The sequence below is a fragment of the Autumnicola patrickiae genome (assembly GCF_031846525.1).
In the GTDB taxonomy this organism is placed as follows: Bacteria; Bacteroidota; Bacteroidia; order Flavobacteriales; family Flavobacteriaceae; genus Autumnicola; species Autumnicola patrickiae.
Genome location: NZ_JAVRHM010000020.1, coordinates 16842 through 39555 on the forward strand (window position 1 = coordinate 16842; position 22714 = coordinate 39555).

Below are 22714 nucleotides of genomic sequence, written 5' to 3' on the forward strand. Positions count from 1 at the left end.
ATTAAATCTATCTTCACTTTTTTCAAAAAATTGCTTACATTTAACGAAACCGATTGCATTCTTTACATCGGCATGTTAAATATTAATAAGACCAACAACAAACCAAATCCCTTTATGCAACACGACTACTTTAATTTCACAGAAAAGCAGACTGTAATATTTAAATGGCGGAAAATAAGCCTTCCTCTCTTTATATTTTTATTTACCTTTTCTTCACTCTGTGCCCAGGATACCGAACTGGAATTAAACGATGAAGAATATTTTGAGGCACCGGGTGTAAATATTCTGGCTTTTAGCAACTGGTACAACGGGCTCTTCAGCGATTCAAAAATAAGCGGAATAGAAATTATACATCACGGGGTGCGCACGGCAACCAACGGAGATGTGCGCTTACATGCCACTCCTGAGCAGTGGGATGCAATTCCTACTTTTTCTGAAAGAAAAGTTGATCAAACAAACGGCCGTATAGATACTTACCAAAAATATCCGGATTATAATTTTGAATATATGATTCGTGCCGAAGCCAAAGATGATGGAGTTCTTCTAAGTGTGCACCTGGACAAAGAAATGCCCGAAGCCCTTATTGGCAGAGCTGGCTTAAATATGGAATTTATTCCTTCGGCTTACTGGGAAAAAACTTATTACATGGACGGGAAGAGTGATGTTTTTCCGCTATACCCAAGTAGTGATATGAAGAAGGATGATTCTGGTTATACTTCACCAAAACCTATGGCTACAGGTCACAAACTTGTGCTGGCACCGGAAGATGCAGAGCGCAGGGTAACAATAGTTTCAGAAGATGCAGAATTAATGTTGCACGATGGAAGGGACAAAGCCCAGAATGGCTGGTATGTAGTGAGAAGCCTGCTCCCTGAAGGTGAAACAGGAAAAGTCATGGAATGGTTTATTTCAGCAAATTCAATTCCCGGATGGATACGCAAGCCAGTAATTGCTCATTCCCAGGTGGGATATCATCCAGAGCAGAAAAAGGTAGCTGTAATTGAACTTGATAAAAATGCTACTCCTGAGCAAACAGCAACTCTTCAGAAAATTTCCGAAGAAGGAGAAAAAATTGACGTGCAAACCAGCAACCTTTCCGAATGGGGCCAATATACCCGCTACAACTATTTCCATTACGATTTTTCTGAAGTAAGAGAACCGGGAACTTACGTAATTAGCTACGGTGAAGAAACCTCTGCTCCATTCAGTATAGGCGAAAACATTTATGAAGATGCATGGCACCCTACAAATGATATATATTTTCCTGTACAAATGGACCACATGCTGGTTAACGAAGCTTATCGCGTATGGCACGGTGCATCCCATCTGGATGATGCTTTGCAGGCACCCGTAAACCATGAACATTTTGATCTATATGCCCAGGGACCAACTACAGATACGCAATATGAGCCCGGGGAACATATTCCCGGATTAAATATTGGAGGCTGGTACGACGCCGGAGATTACGATATCCGGACACAAACTCAATACCACGTAGTTAACAACCTGGTATATGCTTATGAAGATTTTAATCTTCAGCGTGATCAAACTTTGGTAGACTATGACGCAAAATACGTTGATATTCATAATCCCGACGGAAAGCCGGATATGCTTCAGCAAATCGAACATGGGACCCTGGCTTTAATTGCACAGCACAGAGCGGTAGGGCATGCTATCCCGGGAATAATCGTACCTGATATTTCCCAATACACGCACCTTGGCGACGGATTAACAATGACAGATAATCTTATTTACGAAGAAACTATGGATTCTCTGGAATCTGACGGCTACAGAAGCGGGAAGTTTGATGACAGATGGGCGTTCACAAGTAAATCCACACCTCTCAACTATGGTTCCATAGCTGCTCTTGCTGCTGCCAGCAGAGTTCTTAAAGGATATAATGATTCGTTGGCACAAGAATCTATAGAAACAGCAAAAAATGTATGGGAGGAAGAGAACGCTAAAGAACCAGATCTTTTTCATCATGGTAATACCACCGGTGGAACATTAGAAGATGAAAAATTAAAAGCAGCTGTAGAACTTTTACTTGCAACAAAAGATCAAAAATACGCTAAGCGTATTGAAGAGATGTGGCCGGTTATTGATGCTAATTTTGCTTCTCATGCCGGTCGTGCTACAAAGGCGCTTCCTCTCATGAACAATTCTTTTAGAGAAAAGATGAGAAAAAGAACAAAGGCTTATCAAACTGAACTGGATAAACATTATCAGGAAAATCCTTTTGGTGTACCAATCGGCCGGGGCGGCTGGGCAGGAAATGGTCAGGTTATTGAATTTGCAATAAATAATTACCTGCTCCACAAAGCATTTCCTGATCTGATTGATAAGGAATATGTTTTTAAAAGCCTAAACTATATCTACGGAACACATCCCGATTCCTCTATTTCTTTTGTCTCTGGAGTTGGTACAAAATCTAAAAAAGTGGCGTACGGAATGAACCGGGCAGATTTTTCTTTTATTGCAGGAGGAGTTGTACCTGGGGTTTTAATTTTAAATCCGGACTTTCCCGAAAACAGGGAAGATTGGCCTTTCCTTTGGGGACAAAATGAATATGTCGTAAATGTTGGTTCAAGTTATATCTACCTCGTAAACGCCGTAAATTCCCTGCTAAATGAATAAAGCACTCTTCACCTTAATTTCTATACTGCTAATTACTTTTCAGTCCTTCGCACAATTTTCGCAACAGGACCGGGATAGTATAAACCAGCTAAGCAACAAAGATCATCAACTAATGATGAAGAAGCTGGGCATTAATGAATTGAGGCCAGGTCCATCTGGTAATCCCGAAGCTCCCAACGCAGCAAATGCAGATGAATCCAAAGCTTCTCCTTATACCAGTTTACCAAATCCTTTGGTTTTTAAAGATGGTTCAAAAGTAGAATCAACCCAAGACTGGGAACGACGAAGAGCAGAAATTAAAGAAGACTTTGACCGTGAAATATACGGCCGTGTTCCTGAAAACATTCCTGATGTACACTGGAAAGTAATAAGAACAAAAGATACTTTAATCGGAGAATACCCTGTAATTCAAAAAGAGTTGATAGGTCGGGTCGATAATTCTGCCTACCCAGAAATAGATGTTGACATTGAATTGACACTCACCACTCCTGCAACAACAGAACATGTGCCTGTTATTATGGAATTTGGCTGGAACTGGCCTTCGCATGTACCCAGACCCGCTCCTGAAGGTACACCATGGCAGGAGCAATTACTTGAAAAAGGGTGGGGCTATGCTATCCTGATCCCTACCAGTTTTCAGGCCGACAACGGTGCCGGATTACGGGAAGGAATTATTGGTCTTGTTAACAAAGGACAGCCAAGAAAACTGGACGACTGGGGAACGCTGCGCGCCTGGGCCTGGGGAGCAAGCCGGGCTCTGGATTATTTTGAAACAGATCGTGATGTAGATGAAGATCGGGTGGGGATTGAAGGATTATCCCGCTATGGTAAAGCTGCTATTGTAACTTTTGCTTATGATCCTCGTTTTGCCATTGGATTTATAGGCTCTTCCGGAGCAGGTGGAACTAAGATTTTGAGACGCGAATACGGCGAGCAGGTAGAAAACCTTGCCTCGTCTGGAGAATATCATTGGTTCACTCCAAATTTTATTAAATACGCCGGACCTCTCACACCAAACGATTTACCTGTAGATGCACATCAACTAATAGCAATGGCAGCACCACGTCCGGTTTTTATTAGTTCAGGAGATCCGGAAGTAGAAGGAAAATGGATAGATGCAAAAGGAATGTTTTTGGGCAGTGTGCATGCTACCCCCGTTTATGAACTCCTGGGAAAGGGAGGAATGGGAACTAAAGAATATCCTTTAGAACACAAGGCATTGCTGGATGGCGAAATTGCCTTTCGTGAGCACAGAGGTGGACATACTGTTGTTCCAAACTGGCCGTATTTTATTGAATTCGCCAGTAAATACTTTACAACTGAAGAAGATTAACTATATTAAACCAACAAAAATTCCAACGTGAAAAATTTACTTATACTTTTTGTATTGCTTTTTGCACTACAGACATCTGCCCAAAATCAATTTAATGTTCTTCTCTTTACAAAAACCGACGGATGGCACCATGAGTCCATAAATGAAGGGGTAACTGCCATGAGATCTATGGCAAAAAGACACAGCTTTGATCTTCAATGGCATGAGGATGCCACCAGGTTTAATGATGATTTTCTTGCGCAATTTGATGTTATCGTTTTCCTGAATACGACAGGTAATATTTTAAACGAAGAGCAGCAGGAAGCTTTTAAGAAGTTCATCCAATCTGGGAAAGGTTTTGTGGGTGTTCACAGTGCTTCAGACACGGAGTATGACTGGCCATGGTACAACGAGTTGGTAGGGAAAATGTTCCATATTCATCCTTTAGAGCAATCTGCTATGGTGGACGTAGTGGATACGAATTTCCCCGGCATGGAAATTTTTCCAAAGAGATTTTTATGGACTGACGAGTGGTATGAATTTCTTCCAGAAGAATATTCGGAAAACCTAAACATACTACTAAATGTTGATGAAGATTCTTATGATCCGGAAGCCCAATGGGGTGAGAAGGTTGGGAAAGGAACGGGTGATCATCCCATAGCCTGGTACCAGAATTTTGATAACGGCAGATCCTTTTATACTGGTTTAGGACATATTGCAGAGATTTATAAAGACCCGTGGTTTTTGCATCACCTGTATGGAGGTATTTACTGGGCTGCTACGGGAAATGGAATTAAAAAGTAGTTGCTACTGGTTTTCTACTGAAAAAATATTCTGAAATTAAAGAACCTAAATTTTTTCCTCATGAAAAGAATCCATGCACCTTATCCTCTACTAAAGTGTTTGCTGCCAGTGCTGATGGTAACACTCTTTGGTCAATGCAAATCTGACACTAAAAATCCACAGGAAAATAATGAACAGGCACAAGTCCTGGATACTTTTGCCTTTTCTTCTAACCCGGTAAAAGTACCGGAACAGGAGGTAAAGACGTTAGAAATAGGGAGTAAGGCACCAGATTTTAATCTTCCCGGTACCGACGGAAAGGACCACTCCCTCTCCGATTATGATTCTGCTGAAGTATTAGCGATCATATTTACCTGTAACCACTGTCCTACCGCCCAGGCTTATGAAGAAAGGATAAAATCTATAACCAGTGATTATAAAGATAAAAATGTTCAGGTTGTAGCTATTTCTCCTAATAGTCCGTTAGGGCTGTTGCCGGAAGAATTAGGATATTCAGATCTAGGAGATACTTATGAAGATATGGTTATAAGGGATGAGGATATGAACTTCAACTTTCCTTATTTGTACGATGGTGACAACCAGAAGGTTTCCCTTGCCTATGGGCCGGCAGCGACTCCACATACCTTTGTATTTGATAAGCAGCGAAGCTTACAGTATGTGGGCAGGATAGACGACACAGAAAAACCGGGCACTACAAATGGTGAAGATTTGAGAAATGCAATTGATAAAATTCTTGCTGATGAAGAGATTAAGGAACCTGTTACTAAAACTTTTGGCTGTTCCACAAAATGGGGCTGGAAGACCAAAAATCGTGAAAAAATAGATGCAGAATGGGCAGAGAAAGAGGTGGCCTTAGAAGAAAGTTCTACAGATGAAATTAACAAACTAATTGCCAATGACAGTGAGAAGCTTCGGCTAATCAACGTCTGGGCAACCTGGTGCGCACCCTGCAGAATAGAATATCCAGAATTTGTTACTATTCAGCGAATGTTTGGCGCAAGAGACTTTGAGTTTATTTCAATATCTGCAGATAAACTTTCGAAGAAGGAAAGTGCACTTGATTTCCTTATAAGCACCAATTCCGCTTTAAAAAATTATATCGCAATAAATGATGATAAATACGAACTAATCGAAGCAATTGACCCGGAATGGAACGGAGCACTTCCTTACACGATGCTTATTGAACCAGGAGGCGACGTAGTATGGAGTTACCAGGGCGAAGTAGATTTCCTTGAGCTCAAGAAAACGATTGTTGAGCATCCTATGATGGGAAGAGTGTATTAATGGATTTTGTGAAATTTATTAAAATTTAAAGAATACGAGCAAACTGAAAACTCCGGATCCCTTAACTCTCCGGAGTTTTTTCTTCTTCAGTATTTAGTCTAAACTTTCGTAATAATCCTGTAGTACGAAAAAAGCTTTTTTCTTTTCTCCAGTTTCAGAAATTAATCCTTTCCTATTCCAGAAGTTTTGATACACCGGATGCTGTCTCCTAGGCGACTTAAAATCCACTAGTATCCACGGAGTCATTCCTCTTAAGCCATCAATTTTATTCAACATCTTTAATTGTTCTTCATAAATGAATTCCTGGTGTTCTTCACTCCACATGGTATTCTTATCCCCATGAAAACCAGCTAAAGCCCCTCCTCCAAATTCGGTAATCACTACAGGTTTATCAAAATGAATATCAAATGTATATTTGGTTAATTCTTCAGGTTTGTCCCAGTACCAGCCACCGTATTCATTAAAACTGGCCAGATCCAGTTGGTCGCCTAGAGGATCATCTACTTCTACAGTGTAACCATCGCGCTCTACTTCCAGAGCAGCTGCTACAAGTCGTGTATCGTCAAAATTTTTAACTTTGGATACCAGCTTACCCATAAATTCATTCCTGGCCTCTGTGACCGGTGTTTCATTGCCAACGTACCAAATGATAACACCCGCCCTGTTCTTGTCACGCTCAATTGCTGCCATTAATTGATTTTCGGCATTTTGATAAGTTTCTTTATTCTCCCATGAGATTGTCCAGTAAACAGGAATTTCCGCCCAAACCATCAAGCCCATTTCATCTGCCAGACGAATCATAGTTTCATTATGTGTATAGTGAGCCAAACGAACGAAATTACAACCAAGTTCCTTTGCCCATTCCAGCATCATTCTCATATCACCTTCTGATCTTAATCTCCCTTCAATTAAAGGATTCTCATCATGAATGGAAATTCCTTTCAGGAAGATTGACTTATCATTAAGCAGGATATTTTTACCCGCAGTTTCAATAGATCTAAAACCAATCTTGTCATCCACACTTTCATTCCCTGAGGAAAGGTTGACAGCATAGAGCATCGGATTATCAGGAGACCAGTATTTAATATTAGTTACAGGAACCTGGAAGTCCGCTTTACCGGACGCGTCTGTAGTAAGAGATTTTTCTATATTAAGTTCGGGAATTGCAACCTGAACAGTTCTACCCAATGCGTTTCCATCCATTTGCACATAACCTTCAATTACATTCATATCATTATCTGCCAATTGGATCTTGTAATCAGAAATGAAAGTTTTAGGGGTAATAAGAAGGTTAACATCTCTTGTAATTCCTCCATAGTTCCACCAGTCGGTATTTACAGTGGGTACTTCATCTTGTTTTCTGGTATTATCCACCATCACAACGAGGAAATTCTTACCATCTTTTAATTTGCCTGACACCTCGAATTGAAAAGGCGTAAAACCACCTTTATGAACACCTAATTTTTCACCATTCAAGTAAACATGTGCTTCATAGTTCACAGCACCAAAATGAACGAAATACCGATTTTCCTCTTTTGGAGAAATTGCGAAATCTCTTTTATACCACAAGGTTCCCTCGTATAACTCCAGATTCTCTGCCTGAGAATTCCAATCCCCAGGTACATGCAATGTAGGTGAAAGGTCAAAATTATATTCAATACGTCCCGGAGCAGTTTCCGCATTTAGGTTTTCATAAAATCCACCCTTACCCAAAGGGCTTTGGTCAAAAGGCTTCTGCCTGTAGTCCAGGTACCCCATTTGATAAGGGTCTACAATATAATTTCATCTTCCATTCAGATTCATTTTTTTCTGCTTTCAACATTTTGAATAAGGGTTTGAGAGAACCCGGAGAAGGAGCAAATTGAGATAAGGGTAATTATGATAAAAAACTGCAAATGTTTTACCTGACACATAGCTTGGAGGTTGTTAAAAAAGATTAATAAAAAAAGCCCTTCCAATTTAATGAAAGGGCTTTGAATTAAAAACATAATTTATTAGTAACCAGGATTCTGATCACCCTGAGTTATACCTTCATTGGCGAAAATTTCGTCATTTGGTATAGGCCAGATTTCGTTGATTCCTTCCTGGAAACCATATTCAGAAAGATATTCTCCAGCAAGTCCCCATCTTACAAGGTCAGGGAAACGTACCTGCTCTCCAGCAAGTTCTACCATTCTTTCATGAACAATAGCATCAAATACTTCTTCCTGAGAAAGATCCATAGGAAGAGGGTCTAACTCTGCTCTTTCCCTTACCTCGTTAATGTACCCAATAGCTTCAGCTTGATTACCCAATGCATTTTCAGCTTCAGCCATCATTAGAAGAACATCGGCATAACGAATAACTTTCATGTTTATACCAGAAGCCTGATCTTCATTTACATCCTTATAATAATTCTGATATTTTCTCCACGCAGCCCTTCTATCAAGAGGTAATTCTTCAATTACTCCACCGGCAAATGTATCACCAGGAAAATAGAAAGTTTCGTCATACCTAATATCACCTTCTTCATATTCATCAAGAAGCTCGGGATTAGGATATACATTAAACCAGTCGTTAAAACCATACTCCTGGCCACGGAAGGTAACTTCGTTTGCATCTTCACCAGCTGCATTTGAATTCCATACTGCTGAGTTTCCTAAATCATCATCATATTGAACTTCAAAAATAGATTCAGGACCAAATTCATCTTCTTCTCTAAAGTTAGCGAAGTAATCTTCTTCAAGAGAATATTCTCCGTAGATATTATCAAATGCATTTAGAGCCTCCTGATACTGTTCTCTGTAAAGATGTGTCTTCCCAAGTAGGGCATAAGCAGCACCCTGAGTAGCTCTACCATCCTCTGTACGCTCTTTTTCCCATAAAGACTGGCTGGCATCGTTTAAATCTGCTACTATTTGGTCATACACCTGTTCAGAAGGTGTACGAGGGAATCCAGATCCATCTTCAGGAATCGTAGTAATTAATGGTACATCACCAAAACGCGTTACTAATAAGAAATAGTAGAAAGCTCTCATATACTTGGCCTCCCCAATAAAACGAGCCTTTTTGTCATCAGTTAAAAGCGAAGATGGAATATCATTAATTCTATCTTCATTATTAATAACAAAATTTGCCTTGTTTATACCTCTGTAACAAGCGTCCCAATACCAGCTAATTGGCGCATGGCTCGCATCGAACGACCATTCCTGATAAACTCTCTTATCTGCTTCCAGCTGCGGATTCCCCAGAGCTTCACGAGACATGATATCCATCGCAAAGAAATAAGTTCTTGTATACAACCCTATAGTTTGCAAATTGGCATATACAGCATTTACAGCCGATTGTACCTGAGCTTCTGTCCTAAAATAAGTTTCAGGGGAAAGACCACTTGGGTTTGTTAGTTCAAAATCTTCTTCATCACATCCGTTTACAGCGAATAATGTGACAAAGGCCATTAAAATTATTTTTATTTTTTTCATAATTATTTTTTTTTAAAATCCTAGTTGAAGTCCAAATGTAATGGAAGTAGGCTGAGGATATAATCCTCTATCTATACCAAGACCTCCGGTGCCTTGTTGTAAAACGTTATCAACACCAATTTCGGGATCAAGACCTGAATAATCGGTCAAGGTAATAAGGTTCTGCCCACTGAGGTATATTCTTAAATTTGCAAGTGAGTCACCAAACATTCCTTCATCAAAAGTATAACCTATATTTAAATTCTTAAGCCTGGTATAAGAACCATCTTCTATAAAACGATCTGATGCATTCAGGTTTTGTGGAGCACCCAAAGCACGTGGGATTGTATTTGATGTACCCTCACCAGTCCAACGATCAAGAACAGCAACTCCACTATTAAATAATCTTGGCATTCCTTGAAGGTCATACAAGTTAGTGTTATAAATTTCCTGTCCATATGCTCCCTGAACAAATACTGAAATATCAAAACTCTTGTATTGAGCGCTTAAATTAAGACCCAGAGTAACTGAAGGGTAAGGATTACCTATAACCGTTCTGTCGGCAGCATTTATAGCACCATCACCATTAATATCCACAAAACGTACATCTCCCGGTTGCACCGCCTCCTGATCTGGATTGGCTGTTAACACTTCATCTACTTCTGCCTGATTTTGATAAATTCCATCAGTCCTTAAGCCATAGAAATGAAATAAAGGTTCTCCTACTGAAATTCTGGTAAGATATTCGTTTTCAAAAAATCCTCCCTGAACCTGATCAAGACTTCCAATAGAAAGTACCTCATTCCTGGTAGTACCAAGGTTTAAATTCGCAGACCAGGTGAAATCACCTTCATAATCGTTATATCCAAGATCAACCTCAAATCCATCTGTTTCAACAGATCCAACGTTGGAAGCAATAGTAGGAACATTATAACCTAAACTAAGTGGTAATGGTAATTCATAAAGAAGATCATCACTTGTATTATTATAATATTCTAAGGATAAGGTGAAGGCATTATTAAAAATCCCTAAATCTAACCCAATATTCTTCATAGTTACTTCCTCCCATTTAAGATTAGGATTGGGAAGTCCCTCGGCGGTGGTACCTTGTAAGGCAGCACCTCCAAATGGATAAATAAAACTTGTAACTAAAGTGGAAGCATAACGGTAGTTTCCAATCTGGTCGTTACCGGTTGTACCCCAACTACCTCTAATCTTCAAGTTATTTATGTCTGAATCCTGCAAAAATTCCTCTTTGGCAACATTCCATCCTGCAGCAATAGACCAGAAAGTACCCCAACGATTATTAGCACCAAAACGTGTGGATGCATCTCTACGCAAAGAACCTGCTAAAAGGTATTTTTGATCAAAGTTATAATTCACACGACCTAAAAATCCGACTCTCCTGTATTCTGAAGAAGCTGAAGACAGTCCAGCTTGATTTAAAGAAACTTCTTCTACATCATCTGTAATAGGGTTCTGACTGCTTGCGTTTAGACTCTCACTATCAACCCTCTGATCTTCTGCTAAAGCTAAAAGTTCGAAGTTGTGCAAATCTGCAATTTGGAACTTATAGTTCAAACTATTTGTAAGGGTAAGGGATTGGTTAGTACCACTGTTTTTGGTGATTTGAGCAAAAGCAAATTGATGAGTACCACCGTTACTATCATCATTATAAGAAGGAATAAAATTATCGTTATTAAACTTATAATAATCTAAACCAGCCTGAGTCTTGAAAACAAGTCCATCAAGTATTTCATATTCAGCGAAAAGACTACCTAAAATAGTTATTCCTTTATTTTCAGCACTTCCTATTGTTTGGACCCGAACCGGGTTTGCAGCATCCTGACCATCTAACGCAGAGTTTGGACCCTGGAACCCACCTCTGTTTTCAGGATTATAAACAGCTAAATAAGGAGCAGATTTTATAGCGTGCTCCAATATAGATCTACCACCATCTTCTCTTTCAGGATTTTGTACAGTTAAAGCCACATTCATGGTCTGTCCAAAACGAAGCTTTCCAAAATTAAAATTACTATTTGATCTAAAATTAAAACGTTCAAACTCGGTTTCAATGATTGCTCCTTCCTGATTAAGGTAACCTCCGGAAAATCTGAAATTACTGTTTTCACTACCACCGGAAAGTCCAAGGTTAACACTCCTTAAAATTCCAGTTCTGAAAATTTCATCCTGCCAGTCTGTATCATTGTCAATAAAATCTGCATACTCTGGATTGGTAATACGCTCTGGAGTAGTCTCTGTTATCTCTCTCGCATATTGAATATATTGGTCGCGGTCTAAAACATCATAACGATTACTGTTAAACTGCACACCAGAATAAGAATCTAAGCTTAACTGAGCTTTTTGAGAAGCTTTTCCAGATTTTGTGGTAACAAGTACAACACCATTTGCACCTCTTGAACCATAAACAGCTGTAGTAGAAGCATCTTTTAAAACCTGAATGTTCTCAATATCATTAGGGTTAAGACTACCCAATCCACCTGCTATAATACCATCAATAACATATAAAGGATCATTATTGTTAGGAGAGGCCAATCCTCTAATCCTTACTGCCGGTGAGTTACCAGGAGATCCTGAGTTAATAACTGTAACACCTGAAGCACGTCCCTGAAGCGCCTGCTCTGCAGTTGCTACTGGCAAAGCGTTTATCTCTTCAGTATCTATAGATGAAATAGCTCCGGTAACTTCAGCTCTTGACTGTGTACCGTAACCTACAACTATAACATCATCCAATGATTGTGCATCGGCAACCATATTTACATCAATAACAGACCGATCATTAATTGCAACTTGTTGTGTCTGGTAGCTGATGTAGCTAAACACAAGTCGGGCATCCTGCCCTAAATCTTCTTCCACTTCAAGAGTATAATTTCCATCAAAATCTGTGGTAGTACCTGTGGTTGTTCCTTCTAATACTACGTTAACTCCGGGAAGCGGACCATTTTCATCAGTAACTGTTCCTGTTATAATTTCCTGGGCCGAAATAAAGCCAACGCAAAGGAAACATAGAAAAAACAGAGTACTTTTAAAGTAATTTTCTTTCATATTGATTATTTGTATTGTTAGTTGACGATAAAAGTAGAAAAAATATTCTGATACGCAACCGATTTCGGAAAAAAAATTAACAGAACCATAAGATTGTCCTTTGTTTAATTTCACATCCCCAACTGCGAGCAGATTTTATTGAACTTATGATATTTCCTAGCGGTTTAAATCCAGATACTGCAATTCGTCATTATTTTTAACCGCAACAACAATATCTTTGTTTCGGAATCTCAAGGTTAACATATCCTTTACATCACCTGGTACAAAAAAACCACTATCTGACGCCCTGGTTTCCGTAAAGTGACCAGCTCCATCACCTTTCAAAAACATTCCATAGCCAGCATCATTTCTGGTGGTCTCTACTTCAGACCAGAAAAGGTTTCCAGCAATTAAAGCATCTAGATTCCCATCTCCATCATAATCATCTATTAGTATCTGATTTATTGACGAGATTTGAGCACCTGAAGGAAGCTCGTGGGGCACAAGTTTTCCGTCCCTGTTTTCAAGATAAACACTCGCAAAGGACTTAACCTGGTAGTGAAGAGAATTTTCTAATTCTTTTTCCGTGTATACATCTTCCAGGGTTGCAGTTGAAAAAGATTGATAATCTGGAAATTTATTTTTTATTCCTGGCATTTGTTGCGAAGAACATTCCCTTCCCCTTAAAGGAAATTTTTCCCCGTCGTTATAGTAACTTAGTACAATATCCTGTTTACTATTCTCGTCGAAGTCGTTGAAGTAGATATCAAAAGTTTCATCTTCATTAGCAGTGTATTTGTAATTGCGACCAAGGTTTCCAACCAGAAAATCCTGATCCCCATCATTATCAAAATCTCCCGCTTTTACACTCCACCACCAACCAGTAGTATCTGCTAATCCAAGGTCTTCAGAAATTTCTGTAAAGCCTTTTTCTGAATTTTTAAAAACCCTTATAGGCATCCATTCTCCTACAACAACAATATCTTCCCAACCGTCTTGATCGATATCTACAATTTCAGCACTGGTCGCCATACCTAAAGACTGAAATTCCGGCGCTATATTTTTAGTAATATCTCGATATTTTGCTTTTCCATTTCCCCCCACGTTCTTTAAAATGTATGATTTTGCAGGTAAAGGATAATGTCCGGGTATCAGGCGCCCCAGCACCAGAAGATCTTTCTTTCCATCTTTATCAAAGTCTGCCTCATAAACTCTTGACCCACTTGTACGCATTTCAGGTAATGCCGACTTATCCCTAACAAATTTACCCTCACCATTATTTATGTAGAGCCTGTCCTGCAGAAATTCCGAGTCAGGTTCAAATTCATTTCCACCACTAACTACATAAATGTCATTGTATCCATCGCCATTGGCATCAAAAATCAATGCGCCTAAATCCTCATATTTTTTATCCTGTTCAAAGGCCTGACTTTGCTGCTTTTCAAAACCAGTTGCTGTCTGGAAATAAAGGCCTGCTTCATAAGTAGAAGCAGCACCAATAAAGAAATCTTCCTTACCATCTCCATTTAGATCGCCAACTGCAGCACCCGGTCCAAATGTAGATGTTCGGTGAGGTAAAAGAATCTCTTCTTTAAAATCATCATACTCATTTTCTACATGCTTGTAAAGAGGAAAAGAAGTAGTATCCTTAATTGTTGTAAAAAGAAGGTTGCTGTTGGCAACTTCATCTTCTGATACTTCTATTGCATTTTTATGACTGAAGGTGAGTCGCTGGTTAGCATCAACATCCTTTATACTTTCAGCTTTACCATCTGGCCATACAATCTTAATTTCATCAACAACTTCGGTTTTTGCCAAACCAAAATGCAACTGGGGAGCAACAGAAGATTGAAAACCTCTTGAAAGTGTAAGTTCCTGCATTTGTTCCATTTCATCTGTCTTTACATAAGCTCTGGCTCCCAACCCGAACCGGTTTTCCTCATTACCTTCAAATTGTATCTGAACAAAATTATTATGGTCTGAACTTGTGTTTTCAAAGAAAGAAGCTTTATCATCTATATTATTAATGACAATTTCCAAATCACCGTCGTTATCCAAATCTGCATACACCACTCCGTTCGACCATCCTTCAAATTCAATTCCCCATTTTTCATTTGCTATTTCAAAAGACAGATCCCCATTATTCTGAAACATAAAATTATCAATCCTTTCAGAAGGAATGTTCAGGCTCTTCTCCAGCTGATTTTCTTCTACTACCCGCGTCTGCTTAAGGTTATTAAAATAATCATTATTGTTAATTTCCCTTCTCGTTCCATTGGTCACAAAGAGATCTTTATGCCCATCATTATTAAAGTCGGCAAATAAAGGCCCCCAGCTCCAGTCTGTAGAAGAAGATCCTGTTATCCGGGACAAATCAGCAAAAAACGGATCCTCACCTTCAAAAACACCGGTATTTGTTTGAAGGGTATTCTGCATATATTGATAATGGAATCCGGCATCAACGGTACTCCAGAACAAATCCGGATTCATACTTGCCATATTAGCTTTTTTCCGCCGGTTATCTTTTGCAGACATATCGACTTGATAAATATCCAAATTTCCATCATTATTATAATCGGCAATATCCACACCCATACCATAGAAAGCAGTATGTGAAGTAGCTTCTTTAACAACCTCTCTAAAAGAACCGTCCCCGTTGTTCATGTATAAGAAATCGGGAGAACTAAAATCATTGGAAATATAAATATCCGGCCAGCCATCATTGTTTAAATCGCCCACAGTAGCAGATAAGGTTAATCCGAAGCTTCTAACGCCGGCTTCATCGGTAACATCTGTAAACTTACCACCGTCATTGCGCAGTAAGTGATCGGATTCAAGATCACTTACATTCTTCATTTTATATTCGTAGATAAAATTTGGAGAATCAAATCGGGTTGGGGGATAATTGGCAATATAGACATCCAGATCACCATCTTTGTCATAATCGAAAAAAGTGGCCTGCACACTGTTACCAGCATCATCCAATCCATATTCCTCTGCTTTTTCTTCAAAAGTCCCGTCGCCGTTATTTATAAAAAGCTGATTATTTTTAGGCCCGAACTTTCCACCTACAGAAAGATATATATCCAGAAAACCATCGCCATTCACATCTGCCATTGTAACGCCCGTATACCAACGCTCATCTCCGCCAACTCCCGCAGCCTCAGTAATATCTTCAAATTCAAGGTTGCCTTTATTCAGGTATAGTTTATTGGACACCTGGTTTCCGGTAAAGTAAAGATCCTGCAAGCCGTCATTATTGATATCCCCGGCAGCTACACCTCCCCCCATATATATATAGGAATAGCTAAAATAATTAAGGGAATCGTTTTCAGTTAAATTATTACTGAAATCGATTGCGGAACTTTCCGAAGAAATGTTATTGAAAATTTTATTTTCTGAAGTTTCAGATGCCGCCACATCCTCCTCTTGCTTACAACTACTCAGTAAAACTAAAGTGGCAATTGCTATAATTTTTGAAAAAATATTCATTTAAGATGCTATTTATAGAGAAATGTTATTAACATTAAATTAACGGGCGTAATGTAAGAAATTCCTAATTTTTTCAGGCAAATTTTCTGAAATTATTGGATTACTATATAATCCCCAACACCAGATTAAAATTAGTACCATTTCCTCCTATGACCCTAGCAAAATGTAATATTTTGCGGATTCTAAGTTAATTAAGAAAACTTTTTAGAATAGCGTTTAAAATTTGCAAAAAAACAGCGAAAGAATTTTTTTACTACCTTTAGTAGATGCAAAAAACCTGTTTAGAATGTGGCGAGAAACTTGTAGGTCGTGAGGATAAAAAATTCTGTAGCGACCATTGCCGCAATGCACATCATAATAAGGTAAACAAGGAAAGCAATAATCTTGTTAGGAACACCAACAATCAATTGCGCAGAAACTATCGCATTCTACAGGAATTAAACCCGGATAATAAAACAAAAACCAGCAAATCTAAATTACTGGCTAAAGGTTTTAAATTTGAATTTATAACAGGTATCTACACTACAAAGACCGGGACAGTGTATTATTTCGTGTATGACCAGGGATATTTGCCCCTTGAAAATGACTTCTATGCGCTGGTAAAACGGAATTAGGTTCTCCAGGTATCCCCTTTTAATTCCATTGCCGCTTTTAAAATATCGCTCTGGCTAATTTGCCCCACAAGCTTACCATCTTCGACTATGGGAAAACGGCGGTGCTTTAATTCTATAAATTTTTTAGCGGCATCCAGCACATTCATCTTACCATCTATTGTCTCCACGTTGCAGGTCATATGTTTCTCCACCGTCAAATCTTCCATAGGCATATTATAATATCGGCTATCACAAATCTGCTTTAGACAGTCACCTTCAGAAATAATTCCCAACAGTTCATCTTTTTCATTTACAACAGGACCTCCGGAAATCCGGTTTGCCACCAATTTGGCAATAACATCTGTTATTTTTTCTTCTTTCGTGAAAGTAATAAGCGAAGTAGTCATGTAATCTTCTACCAGTATTGGCTCCTCGACCGGTTTTTCCGGCTCAGCGCGCTTCCCCTGAAAACTTTTAATACCCATAGTTTAAGTTTTTGATTGTTAAGTAATTAAATATAGTGAAAATTTAAACAGCCTGATTGCCTGAACAAATTTTTCTTTTTTGATATAAATCTTAAGTAACTTTAGACCTCATTATAACAGCAACCTTTCCATAATATGCTGAATAGATTTTCTGCAGTTTTCGCCTTTCTTCTTATTGTACTTGCCATTTGGCTACATTATTACAGCAATCAGCCATATTATGATCCATCTGAAGCAACTCCAGAAACTGAATTTTCTACCACACGTGCTTTTTCCCATGTAGAGCAAATCGCCCAACAGCCGCATTATGTTGGAAGTGCAGCGCACAGCCGGGTACGCAACTATATCATCAACCAGCTTCAGGAAATGGATTTACAGGTGCAGGTACAGGAAGGTTACAACCTGAATAATACCGGAGAAATGGCACGTCCTCAAAATATCCTTAGCCGTATAGAAGGCTCCGGAAGTGGAGAGGCGCTCGTGCTTATGACCCATTACGACAGTGACCCACATTCTTCTTTTGGAGCCAGCGATGCAGGTAGTGGTGTCGCAACTATCCTTGAAGGAATAAGGGCTTTTCTTGCCGGCAACACCTCCCACGACAATGATATTATCCTGTTGTTTACAGATGCGGAAGAACTGGGCCTGAATGGCGCCGGGCTTTTTGTTAATGAGCATCCATGGGTTAAAGATGCAAAACTGGCGCTCAATTTTGAATCCCGCGGAAGTGGAGGAAATTCGTTTATGCTGCTGGAAACCAATAATACCAATTCGGCTCTAATCAAAGCTTTTAAAGAAGCAAATCCGCAGTTTCCGGTCACTAATTCCCTCGCCTACAGCGTTTATAAAATGCTTCCCAACGATACTGACCTGACGGTATTGCGTGAGCAGGGAAACATTAACGGATTCAATTTTGCTTTTATCGATGATCATTTCGATTATCACACCGCTACAGATATCCCGGAAAACCTCGACAAGGAGAGTCTGGCGCAACAGGGGAGTTACCTTATGCCGTTGCTCTACCATTTTAAAGATGCCGAACTTTCTCTTGATTCTACTGAAGATTTTCTCTATTTCGATCTGCCCTTCGGGAAAATAATTTCTTATCCTTTCTCGTGGATTTTTCCAATGCTACTAATTGCCGGAATTCTTTTTCTCACACTCATTACTTATGGATTTACCACAAAACGACTAAAATTAAAGCCGGTCTTAAAAGGATTTATACCATTCTTACTAAGTCTTACAATTTCAGGAGTACTGGTGTATTTGCTTTGGCAATTCTGTTTGCTGATTTATCCCGAATATTCTGAAATGGAACAGGGATTCACCTATAACGGATATTACTACATCTACGCCTCGATTTTCCTGAGTTTAACCGTTTGTTTTTATATCTACCGGAAAACTTCTGAATCAAAATATACTGCTTCCCTGTTCGTTGCTCCGCTATTTTTCTGGCTGCTGTTATGCGCCTTGCTTGCCTTTGTGCTGAAAGGTGCCGCATATTTTATAATTCCGATTTTCTTCGGAATCTTGCAATTATTTGTGATGCTAAGGCAAAAACATCCGAATTTGCTACTGATGGCGGTGTTGTCCTTACCGGCAATCCTCATTCTTATGCCGTTTGTTGATGCATTCCCTGTTGCTCTCGGGCTAAAAATTTTATTTGTTGCAGCGATTTTAACTGTACTTCTGTTTTCTTTACTGCTCCCTGTTTTTGGCTATTTCCGAAGAAATAAAGCGCTGGCTGTACTTTCTTTTGTTGTTTTTAATATTCTTTTCTTAATTGCTCACTTTAAATCTGATTTTTCTACGGAAAGACCAAAGCCTAACAGCCTGGTTTACCTTCTAGACGTAGATACAGATGAAGCAAGATGGTTTTCCTATGACCGTATGCCAGATGAATGGACCACAAATTATTTTGGTGAAGAGCCGGTGATCTACCCTTCAAAAATGGCCAATTTCGATAGCAAGTACGGCAGTACATTTACCTATAGGGCACCTGCGCCAAAAATAGATTTACAAGAGCCGGGCATTTTGCTTCAGTTAACTAACAGTTCTGCAAATACAAACGGTTATTCTCTGAAGATCGCTTCAAACAGAGAGGTGAACAGACTAGAACTATTTGCAGATCCTGATCTGGATTTTGAAGAATTTAAGGTAAACGGAAAGACCGCAGATCGAATTAAGCTTGGGGAAGAAAGCTTTCACGTTTTCAAAAAAAGATGGAACAAAAAATTATTACTTTATCACGCTGCCGGTAAAGATACTTTACGAATTCATTTTAGTCTGCCAAAAGATAAAGAACCGGAATTCGTGCTTTACGAATCCAGTTATGACTTACTGGAAAATTCAGAATTAAATGTTCCTAAAAGACAGGATTGGATGATTCCGCGGCCTTTTGTGGTTAATGATGCAGTGATTATAAAGAAGACCATAAAGAGGAAAAATAATTAAGAACCGGAACTTCAGTGATACATAAAATTTTACAATTATGAATATTTCTATTTTGGGTTGTGGCTGGCTGGGCCTTCCATTGGCAAAAGCTTTAATAAATAAAGGACATACCGTAAAAGGATCTACCACACGCAGGGAAAAAGTCATTGATTTACAGGAAGAGCAGATTTTGCCTTATCAGATTGAGCTTTTTCCTGAAGGAATTCAGGGAGATATTGATGCTTTTTTGTCTAAATCTGAAATTCTAATTGTGGATATTCCACCGGGAGTTCGCCGCGATCCTGAAACAGATTTTAGTGGAAAAATTAAGGAACTTCTGAAGCATTTGACAAAAAGTAGCATCAAAAATGTGCTTTTTGTGAGTTCCACTTCGGTTTATAAAGACACTGAAGGTTTTCCGGTTTATTTGGAGTCTTCGCCTCCAAACGGCAATTCTCCTGCCGCTGTAGAAATTATAGCTGCAGAAAAACTACTGACCGAAAATAGCAATTTTCGCACTACAATTGTAAGATTTGGAGGTCTTCTGGGTGCAGATCGTCATCCGGTGAACATGTTGTCCGGTAGAACGGGCATTAAAAATCCCAAAGCACCCGTAAATTTGCTTCAGCAGGAGGATTGCATTGAAATGATTCAGAAAATTATCGAAAGAGAGGCCTGGGGAACTGTTTTTAATGCTGTTTTTCCCGAACATCCTGAAAAAGAATCTTATTATTCCGAAAAGGCCACTCAAAACTTACTTCCCGAACCAGAATATGATCAAAAATCTGCTTCAAAAGGAAAAATTATAGCTTCTGAAAGATTGGAGGAAGTGCTTAGATTTGAATTTAAGCACAAAATATAGCCGATGCCTGAAAATGCCAAATATCGACTTCGGTAAGTTCGTTGTTTGGAGTTCTTTTTGTAAATTCAGGAGTGGAGTCGGGAACGAGAACTGAAGTTAATTTAACAATGTGAAAATTTGCTAATGTGCTAATGGGAGAGTCTAAATGAAACAGAATGAGGCCTCGACAGGCTCAGCCGGACTGGCGTTGTTTGGTTTTCAGCTTGCCGAAATGTGAATGGGCTTCGGCAGGCTCAGCATGACCGCTATTTTATATACTAAAATTCTACTTCGTATAAGCTTCTGAATATGGGGACCAGATTTCGTAGATGGGATCGCCTTTGGAGCTTTTGCCCTGGTGATGCCATTCGCTATCTCTTACTTCATATTCGAAATCGAGACTGGCTCCTACCCTGTTGCTATCACGGGAGAAGAATTCAATATTTTCTATATACTTACCGTCTTCCGCAGAATAAGTACCGCCGCCTGTACCGCTAAATTCTCTTGTAGCTGAGTTAAAGGCAATCCATTGAAAACGTCCGCCGCCAAGAATTTTTACCGTTCTGCGGTTGCCGGGAGTCATTGTACTCATTTCTCTACCCCTCTTACGACCGGTAATCACCCAGTTGCCGCTAAGATCATCTTCTTCTGAAGATATTCTTTCCCAAACCTGTACTTCAGTTACATTGTCAATCTTAATCTGACTATTATCGCTCATAAAACTAAGCTTAGGATCGAAAGTTTTTCCTATAGCTTCAGGATTTTTAGTGTTAAAATCTGACATTTCCCTGTAATCAGCTTCAGAATATTCACCGCCAAGTGCCCACAGAAATTCATTAGTTTCAGAATTTTTGGCACCTTCAGCAAAATAACCATCCTGATAAATCCTAACGACCTCTTTGTCGGTAACTTCCAGTCCATTCTCCTCCACAAGTTTCCAGGAACCTTCCAAACTTTGTGCATTCAGCGAAAAACAAATGATCAACAGCGGTAGAATAATTAGCTTTTTCATATTTATAGGATTTTAAAAAATTCAGCTTAAGCAAAATCTCGACTATTCCTGCTCTTCCCCGTAGGTATCATATTCTGGGTACAGGAAATTGTTATAAGGAAATCTTGTAATGTGGATTTTCCTTACTGCTTCATAGACTTTTTTCCGAAATTCTTCTATGTTCTCTTTTTCCAGTGCCGAAATGAACAAAACATCCTCACCCATACGGTTCATCCACGTCCTTTTCCAATCGGTAAGGGTATTGTGGGCTGTAGTTTTTTCGGTGACCAGGTCATCTTCATCAATAACTTCAGGCTTGTACTGATCTATTTTATTAAAAACCATCAACGTTGGCTTATCGGAACTTTTAATTTCCGTCAGGATCTGGTTTACCGAATCTATATGTTCTTCAAAATTGGGATGGGAAATATCCACCACATGCAAGAGCAAGTCTGCTTCACGCACTTCATCCAGTGTTCCTTTAAACGATTCGACTAACTGAGTTGGCAGCTTCCGGATAAAACCTACAGTATCGGTTAGTAAAAATGGCAAATTTCGTATTACTACTTTACGTACAGTAGTATCCAGCGTTGCAAATAATTTATTTTCAGCAAAAACTTCGCTCTTACTAATCACGTTCATTAAAGTGGATTTCCCCACGTTTGTATATCCAACAAGAGCGACGCGTACCAACTGACCACGGTTACCACGCTGCACTTCCATTTGCTTATCTATGGCCTCGATTTTCTTTTTAAGAAGGGCAATTTTATCACGGACGATACGTCTATCTGTCTCAATCTCTGTCTCACCGGGACCACGCATTCCAATACCACCACGCTGCCGCTCAAGGTGGGTCCACATTCCTGCAAGCCGAGGTAATAAATATTCGTACTGCGCCAGTTCTACCTGGGTCCTTGCATAGCTGGTTTGTGCCCTTTGCGCGAAAATATCCAGAATAAGGTTGGTCCTGTCCAGTACTTTACACTTAAGGATTTTTTCAATATTTTTTTGTTGTGCGGGAGAAAGTTCGTCATCAAAAATGGCCGTTCCTATTTCATTCTCATCCACAAATTCCTTTACATCATTCATCTTACCCGAACCAATAAATGTTTTTGGATTGGGCTTATCCATTTTTTGTGTAAAGCGTTTTAAAACTTCACCTCCGGCCGTATAGGTAAGAAATTCCAGCTCATCGAGATATTCTTCAAGCTTATCTTCTCCCTGTTCTTTGGTGACGATTCCTATAAGAACCGTTTTTTCGTATTGTAAATCGGTTTTTTCAATCATAAAGGCAAAGTTACATAATTGAATGTTATTGTGATTTTTAGTGCTGTTTATTCAACAAAAATTTAACGCA

14 protein-coding genes are annotated in these 22714 nt (G+C 39.2%); 7 read left to right on the top strand and 7 right to left on the bottom strand.

Going from position 1 to position 22714, the window contains the following annotated elements; all coding sequences use genetic code 11:
* Nucleotides 1-114: 114 nt before the first annotated feature.
* The 4 genes from RM549_RS15260 to RM549_RS15275 are packed head-to-tail and all read left to right on the top strand — an operon-like array spanning nucleotide 115 to nucleotide 6037.
* Nucleotides 115-2637: a glycoside hydrolase family 9 protein gene (locus RM549_RS15260; RefSeq protein ID WP_311686367.1), complete on the top strand. Its 2523-nt coding sequence runs from the start codon at nucleotides 115-117 to the stop codon at nucleotides 2635-2637.
* Nucleotides 2630-3970 (top strand): glucuronyl esterase domain-containing protein, encoded by a 1341-nt coding sequence (locus RM549_RS15265; protein ID WP_311686369.1) that lies wholly within the window; start codon nucleotides 2630-2632, stop codon nucleotides 3968-3970. The genes RM549_RS15260 and RM549_RS15265 overlap by 8 nt, the downstream gene beginning before the upstream one ends.
* A 27-nt stretch (nucleotides 3971-3997) precedes the next feature.
* Nucleotides 3998-4753 (top strand): ThuA domain-containing protein, encoded by a 756-nt coding sequence (locus tag RM549_RS15270; protein WP_311686371.1) that lies wholly within the window; start codon nucleotides 3998-4000, stop codon nucleotides 4751-4753.
* Nucleotides 4754-4813: 60 nt separating this feature from the next.
* A complete protein-coding gene (locus RM549_RS15275) occupies nucleotides 4814-6037 on the top strand; it encodes a redoxin domain-containing protein (protein WP_311686373.1) in 1224 nt (407 codons plus the stop codon).
* A 93-nt stretch (nucleotides 6038-6130) separates the two neighbouring features.
* Here RM549_RS15275 and RM549_RS15280 read toward each other — a convergent pair whose 3' ends face one another.
* The 4 genes from RM549_RS15280 to RM549_RS15295 all read right to left on the bottom strand — a co-directional run bounded on the left by RM549_RS15280 (nucleotide 6131) and on the right by RM549_RS15295 (nucleotide 16014).
* Nucleotides 6131-7795 carry a glycoside hydrolase family 2 protein gene (locus RM549_RS15280; RefSeq protein ID WP_311686375.1) on the bottom strand — a complete coding sequence of 555 codons (1665 nt, stop codon included), beginning with the start codon at nucleotides 7793-7795 and terminating at the stop codon, nucleotides 6131-6133.
* Nucleotides 7796-8031: 236 nt separating this feature from the next.
* Complete coding sequence (locus tag RM549_RS15285; RefSeq protein ID WP_311686377.1) at nucleotides 8032-9498, bottom strand: RagB/SusD family nutrient uptake outer membrane protein; 1467 nt, start codon at nucleotides 9496-9498, stop codon at nucleotides 8032-8034.
* A 12-nt stretch (nucleotides 9499-9510) separates the two neighbouring features.
* Complete coding sequence (locus tag RM549_RS15290; protein ID WP_311686379.1) at nucleotides 9511-12543, bottom strand: SusC/RagA family TonB-linked outer membrane protein; 3033 nt, start codon at nucleotides 12541-12543, stop codon at nucleotides 9511-9513.
* Nucleotides 12544-12699: 156 nt separating this feature from the next.
* On the bottom strand, nucleotides 12700-16014 hold the full coding sequence (locus RM549_RS15295) for a CRTAC1 family protein (RefSeq protein ID WP_311686381.1): 3315 nt from the start codon (nucleotides 16012-16014) through the stop codon (nucleotides 12700-12702).
* Between the two features lie 266 nt (nucleotides 16015-16280).
* On the opposite strand from RM549_RS15295, the gene RM549_RS15300 reads away from it, so the two are divergent.
* On the top strand, nucleotides 16281-16628 hold the full coding sequence (locus RM549_RS15300) for a hypothetical protein (RefSeq protein WP_311686383.1): 348 nt from the start codon (nucleotides 16281-16283) through the stop codon (nucleotides 16626-16628).
* On the opposite strand, the gene RM549_RS15305 is transcribed toward RM549_RS15300, so the two are convergent.
* Nucleotides 16625-17092, bottom strand: a complete 468-nt coding sequence (locus tag RM549_RS15305; protein ID WP_311686384.1) for a CBS domain-containing protein — start codon at nucleotides 17090-17092, stop codon at nucleotides 16625-16627. The two genes, RM549_RS15300 and RM549_RS15305, sit on opposite strands and share 4 nt — an antisense overlap.
* A gap of 135 nt (nucleotides 17093-17227) precedes the next feature.
* Here RM549_RS15305 and RM549_RS15310 point away from each other — a divergent pair, with 135 nt between their 5' ends.
* Nucleotides 17228-19546, top strand: coding sequence for a M28 family peptidase (locus RM549_RS15310; RefSeq protein ID WP_311686386.1), 2319 nt, complete (start codon nucleotides 17228-17230; stop codon nucleotides 19544-19546).
* Nucleotides 19547-19583: 37 nt separating this feature from the next.
* The gene (locus RM549_RS15315; protein ID WP_311686388.1) at nucleotides 19584-20387 is read left to right on the top strand and encodes a Rossmann-fold NAD(P)-binding domain-containing protein; all 804 of its coding nucleotides are present in this window, start codon (nucleotides 19584-19586) and stop codon (nucleotides 20385-20387) included.
* A gap of 265 nt (nucleotides 20388-20652) precedes the next feature.
* Here the strand turns inward: RM549_RS15315 and RM549_RS15320 are convergent, their stop codons facing one another.
* Both RM549_RS15320 and hflX read right to left on the bottom strand, forming a co-directional pair.
* Nucleotides 20653-21378, bottom strand: a complete 726-nt coding sequence (locus RM549_RS15320; protein WP_311686389.1) for a DUF4488 domain-containing protein — start codon at nucleotides 21376-21378, stop codon at nucleotides 20653-20655.
* A gap of 42 nt (nucleotides 21379-21420) precedes the next feature.
* Nucleotides 21421-22644, bottom strand: coding sequence for a GTPase HflX (gene hflX / locus RM549_RS15325; RefSeq protein ID WP_311686391.1), 1224 nt, complete (start codon nucleotides 22642-22644; stop codon nucleotides 21421-21423).
* Nucleotides 22645-22714: the final 70 nt, after the last annotated feature.